Annotated in this window: 5 protein-coding genes; 2 read left to right on the top strand and 3 right to left on the bottom strand. The window is 44.1% G+C overall.

What is annotated here, in order from left to right; translation table 11 throughout:
- Positions 1-149 precede the first annotated feature (149 nt).
- Complete coding sequence (gene nadE, locus BA1_RS17985; protein ID WP_008362125.1) at positions 150-971, bottom strand: ammonia-dependent NAD(+) synthetase; 822 nt, start codon at positions 969-971, stop codon at positions 150-152.
- Positions 972-1,167: 196 nt separating this feature from the next.
- Positions 1,168-1,764, bottom strand: a complete 597-nt coding sequence (locus tag BA1_RS17980) for a DUF1989 domain-containing protein (protein WP_008362123.1) — start codon at positions 1,762-1,764, stop codon at positions 1,168-1,170.
- An 80-nt stretch (positions 1,765-1,844) separates the two neighbouring features.
- Here BA1_RS17980 and BA1_RS17975 point away from each other — a divergent pair, with 80 nt between their 5' ends.
- Positions 1,845-3,194, top strand: a complete 1,350-nt coding sequence (locus BA1_RS17975; protein WP_008362121.1) for an amino acid permease — start codon at positions 1,845-1,847, stop codon at positions 3,192-3,194.
- Here the strand turns inward: BA1_RS17975 and BA1_RS17970 are convergent.
- A complete protein-coding gene (locus tag BA1_RS17970) occupies positions 3,189-3,947 on the bottom strand; it encodes a YqcI/YcgG family protein (protein ID WP_008362119.1) in 759 nt (252 codons plus the stop codon). The genes BA1_RS17975 and BA1_RS17970 overlap by 6 nt on opposite strands.
- A gap of 188 nt (positions 3,948-4,135) precedes the next feature.
- On the opposite strand from BA1_RS17970, the gene BA1_RS17965 reads away from it, so the two are divergent.
- Entirely contained in the window at positions 4,136-4,459 is a 324-nt protein-coding gene (locus tag BA1_RS17965) for a DUF2651 family protein (RefSeq protein ID WP_008362118.1), read from the top strand.
- Positions 4,460-4,570 lie beyond the last annotated feature (111 nt).

Raw genomic sequence — 4,570 nt, 5'->3', positions numbered from 1 at the left:
CATAATATAAAAACTTTTCAGTCTATGAATTACGATTACGGGATCTGGTAGAATTAGACATTCGTGAGCACCGGCACGCAGGACTGACAAAGAATGCGAGGGTTTGTCTACACGCTGAAATCCTCTCCATTTCTGGAGAGGATTCTTTTTTATTTCCACCAGTCATCAAACATTGAAGCCGGTACTTGGCGTTTATGTTCTGATTGTACATAGCGCTTTTCAATCGCTTCTGCTGCTTGAGCTGAAACAGGTTTTCCTTCTAAGTAATCATCAATTTCATTGTACGTAATACCAAGTTCTGTTTCATCCGTTTGCTGAGGTTTTTCATCCAGCAGGTCGGCTGTTGGTTTCTTTAAGTATAGACGTTCAGGTGCTTGAAGAGCTTCCAGCAAAGACCGGCCTTGGCGTTTTGTCAGACCTGTGAGCGGCAAAACATCTGCACCGCCATCACCATACTTTGTGAAGAAGCCAGTCACAGCTTCAGCAGCATGATCTGTCCCAATGACAAGTAAGCCTTCCTGTCCACCGACGGCATACTGTGCGATCATTCTCATGCGTGCTTTGACATTGCCTTTATTAAAATCAGACAGCGGGCCGCCTGTTTCCTTTTGATATTGATCACTAAATGCCGTCACGACAGGCGCTATATCATATTTCCAAGACTTGTCCGGCTGAATAAATGATAGAGCCAGCTGCGCATCGTCTTCATCCTGCTGCGTGCCATGCGGGAGACGCACCGCAATAAAGACGGCATCTTCTTTTCCCTCTTGGCGCAGCTCTTCTACTGCCAGCTGAGCGAGGCGGCCTGCAAGCGTTGAATCCTGCCCACCGCTAATGCCGAGGACGAATCCTTTTGCACCAGTCTTTTTCAAGTAATCCTTTAGAAATCCAACCCGTTTTTCGATCTCCTGCTTTGGGTCAATTGAGGGCTGCACATGCAACTCTTGGCTGATCTTTTTCTGCAAACTCATACACTTTTCCTCCTAAGCATCCTCTACATGAAGAGAACAGGTTTTACTCTCAATTCATTTGGTTTGACAACGATTTTAGACACCTTATTATACCATGTTTTCATAAAGGATATTTTTTAGACGTTCCCCTTTTTCTTAAATGATCAAACATTCACAAAGGAAAGAGACCAAGTCTTTTATAACTGGTCTGTCCTTTTTAATCAATTTCCACCCGTATGGATGTACAACTTGAACCGTTACACTTCCCAATGTCAGCAGGGCAGGCGGACACCGCGACAATGAGATCCATTTCTGCACGCAGGCGAATGTAATCACCGGGTAGCGATTTTGGCATCTCCACAGACAGCTTTCCTTTTTCATCAATGACTGTATTCATAAAGACGTTAAAAGGATAATACATATCCTCCTTCGGAATACCAAATGGCTCAAAGGCCGTCCGCAGATTATCATAGCAAGTATGCATGACCTCTAGGTGCGTCCGGCCATATAAGAGCTGATACATTTCTTGCCGGCAGGCAGGCATATATAAATCATGACATTCCACTGTATCTTCAATGACCGTAAACATCGGTTTATATAAATTAGAATAAAGCTTATCTCCCTTTTTCACCTTGGAAGAGAACAGGCTGTCCATTGTTGCGCCCTGATCAAATCTTTCATAAAAATCCTTCTCATGATACGCCATCACATCTGCTACTTGCTGACCTTCGACATCAACCACTCGCATACATTGGCCTTTTCCTAAACGAAAGCCTTGTCCATCCTTTGGGAAAATCACGTATTCTCCGTTCATCACATGCACTCCCTTTCCATGACAGTATGCCCAAAACGTCCCCTTGATCATGTATAAAAAAAAGAGGCGGTCACAAGCTAATGCTACTGAATTGGAAAGGTGTTGCACATGCATTGAAAGAAGAACAATCGTTATCTTGGTGGCAGCTTTCTCTCATTGGAGTCGGCTGTACAATTGGCACTGGTTTCTTCCTTGGTTCCAGTATCGCCATTACAAAGTCCGGTTTTTCCGTCTGCATGTCATTCTTGCTTGCTGCGGTCGGCACATATCTCGTCTTTAAACATCTGGCTGCAATGACAGCCGAAAACCCAGATAAGGGATCGTTTTGTTCCTATGCTCGAAAAGCGTATGGGCGCTGGGCGGGTTTTAGCAATGGCTGGGTGTATTGGTTTTCAGAAATGCTGATTACGGGAAGCCAGCTGACGGCAATCTCTCTTTTTACTCGGCACTGGTTTCCATCCATTCCACTTTGGATGTTTTCAGCGATTTATTCCGCTCTTGCTCTGCTTGTCATTATCATCGGGCTTTCTTCTTTTCAAAAGACAGAAAATGTCCTTGCGGTGCTGAAGACCGGGGCGATTTTGCTGTTTGTCGTCCTTGCCGTTCTTGTCTTATGCGGCATGCTCACAGAACATAGGCCGGCCCTCCATCTGCCAAATAAAGACCACGAATGGATGCCGCTCGGTCCGCTTGGTCTATGGAATGGGCTGATATATGCATTCTATGCGTTCGGAGGAATTGAAGTCATGGGGCTGATGGCGGTGCATTTAAAGGACCCGAAAGATGCGGCAAAATCCGGACGTGTCATGCTGATCATTCTAGCTGTGATTTATATCGTCTCCATCGGACTTGCTCTCATGCTTGTGCCAGTGACGGCCTTTAACGAGAACAGCAGTCCATTTATTACATCATTGGAGCCATTTCATTTATCCATTTTTCTTCATATCTTTAATGGCATTTTCATTATTGCCGGTTTTTCAACATTGGTCGCCTCCCTCTATGCCGTCACGACGCTGCTTGGCACGATGTCAGAGCATGAGGATGCGCCTGCTTGTTTTAAACAAAAAGAACCATCTCATGTCAGATGGTCTTCGATTATGTTAACTGCTGCTGGATTGATCGTCTCGATTTTACTTGCACTCTTTTTGTCCAAACACATTTATGAGCATCTCACAACAGCAGCTGGTCTTACCCTTTTGTATACATGGGTGTTCATTCTGCTCTCAAGTAAAAAGCTGTCAAAGCCATCTACTCGCCAAACGTGCGAAATGGTGCTTGCCCTTCTTTTAATCGGAGCCGCCGTTTCAGGCACTCTGACAGAAGCAAGCGGACGGCCTGGCTTTTTTATCAGCCTTGGGATCATCGCAGTGATTGCCATTATGGTGCTTTTTATGAGGAAAAAGTGGAAACAGGATCAGGCCGCATCATAATTTCATTATGTTTTTTAAAGCAGTAAATGGACATTTGGCGGAGGCAGGTTTCTCCGCCTCATCATCCGAAAGGAAATATTGTTTCCATTCTAAATTTTTCTGATCACCATACCATTTTAACGCTGGATGTACATCTACTTGATCGTACGCCTTCAGCCGCTTCCGTACGAGTTTACTCATCTTTTGACCAAATGTGGTGGAGCCGTTCATTTTTTCAAACACCCACCTTGGCTGAAAGGCCATCATAACATAAGGGAAATGCCGGCTTTTTCGAAGTCGATGAGCAGGTGTCGAACACAATATAAAGTAAGGTTCCCCGTGAAAACAAAACTCCCATTCGTGATGCTCAGGATCTGCCGGAATGTCCTCTGGCCAGTTCAATTCATCCTTTTGATGCAACCGCTGAACCAAAGACCAGAACTGTTCCTCAAATTCTTCAATTGAGTGCTCCTTTACATCCTGTGGTGTTTCAAAGAAACAAATGAATGAAGCATATTGACCAGTTTGTCTAGAGCAACTTTGATAGTTTCTTAAAAGCTCTGCCAGATCATTCACTGCCTCATCTCCCCGCGGATCACCGACAAACCCATAACGCAAATGATCAAGAAAGTATCCTTGTCTGCCTGGTACACAGGGAAATGTATCTGCCTCATCGCCTACCATCTCTCCAAATCGCGTAAAAGCATCCTGCTTCCATTCTTCCAGTGACCGTAGATTTTGATCAAGGCAACTTTTCGCATACAGCTGAGCCATTCCCTTCCACCTCGTTTTAGCGTCTTCTCCATAGCCTATGAGGAAAAAAAGCTATGGTGACTGTCCTTCAACGACTTTCCCTGCACATCCACAAGGTGGATTTTTTTGCAAAATGAGCAGGAGTTTTCTGTCTTTTATCCAATCATGTTTGAGCAGACTTCTGCATATATTCATGATGACGCCTCTTTTTGATAGAGCCAGTGATCATCATTGAAAAGGTTGTGAATGGCATGCTTCTTCTTTTTCTTCATCCAATGTATCTCATCTTATTTACACTGCCGGTCATGGCATTCCTTTGGGGATTCATTGGGTATCTTCTATTCAAGCGGATATGGCCTGTCCTTCTGTTAACGTTCGTGTTCTCCACGATTTTCATCTTTGCTTACACTGGATTTGACCTTTCTAATCTATACTGGGTCTTTTTGATGATGGCTCTCACTTTCGTATCAAGCGGATTCTCGAAGGTCATACACGGTCATTTTCAGGAGAAGAAACGAGTAAAGCCTATGTGAGTGATTCTTCATCAAAAAACAGACTGAACGTATCAGTCTGTCAGATTGTTGACAAAGGGCTAAAATGCTCTTTATTTTAGCCATTTGTCTTCTTTTCAGCGTGAAATGAAA

Origin of the sequence: Bacillus xiamenensis (assembly GCF_000300535.1) — a bacterium.
In the GTDB taxonomy this organism is placed as follows: domain Bacteria; phylum Bacillota; class Bacilli; order Bacillales; family Bacillaceae; genus Bacillus; species Bacillus xiamenensis.
This window is presented reverse-complemented; position numbering and strand designations above follow the sequence as displayed.